Origin of the sequence: Tenacibaculum larymnensis, assembly GCF_028829235.1 — a bacterium.
GTDB classification, from domain to species: Bacteria; Bacteroidota; Bacteroidia; order Flavobacteriales; family Flavobacteriaceae; genus Polaribacter; species Polaribacter larymnensis.
Window position 1 is genome coordinate 1 of sequence record NZ_JAIWJY010000048.1, and the last position, 340, is coordinate 340.

A 340-nucleotide genomic window follows, 5' to 3' on the forward strand; every position below is an offset into this window, starting at 1 on the left:
CCCAAATAACTACAGTTACCTAACAAAACACCTAGAAATCCACATTTTAGGAGGTGTTAGAGTAAATAAATTAGAAAGTTTACGGGTAACGGTATCGGTTCAGAAACTAAAAACACAAAGTATAGTACGTCATAGCATAGACTTATATAACGATAATCAAGTAGAAAAGTTTGTACGTAAGCTAGCAGAACGATTAACCATCGGTACGAGTGTTGTACGAAAGACTTTACAAGAATTAACTCACGAGTTAGAAAATTACAGGTTTTTACTACTGGATAAACAAGAACAAGAAAACAAACCATTTTATAAAGAATTAAGTGCTAGTGAAGAAAAAGAAGCC

The 340-nt window shown here is 32.9% G+C and carries 1 pseudogene; it reads left to right on the plus strand.

The annotated features are described in order from the left end of the window. A pseudogene (locus tag LCI24_RS16955) lies at positions 1 to 340 on the plus strand (hypothetical protein); the annotation flags it as partial.